The following is a 716-nucleotide window of genomic DNA, read 5'->3' as shown; positions in this document are numbered from 1 at the left end:
GATCTCGATTGTCCAGGGCCCGCAGTCTGAGAGTGCGTTGACGAGCTGTTTGCCGCGATAGATTCGGTCGGCAAAGACATGCTGAAGCCTCGGAAAGCGGCCTCGCAAATCTTCCAACAGGGGCACGGCGCCATGGACATCCTGAATGTTGGCGGGATGAACATATGCGGCCAACAAGAGACCGTTGGTGTCGGTCACGATATGGCGCTTGCGCCCATGGAGGCGCTTGCCGGCGTCGAATCCGCGTGGACCGCCGGCCTCCGTCGTCGAGGCGGTCTGGCTATCGATCACGGCCGCAGTCGGTTTGGGCTTTCGTCCCAGTTGCCGGCGCGCCTTCGGAACTAGAGATTCGACAATCTCCTGCCATCTGCCTGTGTCGCGCCAAGCGTAAAAATAGCCCTGCACTGTCGAGTATGGCGGGAACCCCTTCGGCAAGGCTCGCCATTGGCAGCCACTCCACAGGACATAGAAGATCGCCTGGACGATCTCGCGCAAATCGACCTCCCGCGGCCGACCCAATCGCCGTCGCGGCGGCATCTTCCGGGCGATCAGCGCCCATTCGGCATCGGTCAGATCGCTTGCGTAACGCAGTCCATCGCGCTGATACTGGATGCGAGCGGTTTTGGTCCACGGCATGGTGTCCTCCCTCGAATCTTTGCAAATCCGAAGGAATCACAAGCCGGCCAAAACCGCTCACCCTTTTTCGGTCAGGCTCT

Annotated in this window: 1 protein-coding gene; it reads right to left on the bottom strand. The window is 60.6% G+C overall.

From position 1 onward, the window contains the following. The coding region (locus tag IVB01_RS31250; RefSeq protein ID WP_247495161.1) for an IS5 family transposase at positions 1–636 on the bottom strand (636 nt) is incomplete at its 3' end. Positions 637–716 lie beyond the last annotated feature (80 nt).

Source organism: Bradyrhizobium sp. 164 (genome assembly GCF_023073715.1).
Classification (GTDB): Bacteria; Pseudomonadota; Alphaproteobacteria; order Rhizobiales; family Xanthobacteraceae; genus Bradyrhizobium.
Note: the sequence above shows the minus strand (reverse complement) of the source record. Positions and strands in the feature narration are given on the sequence as shown.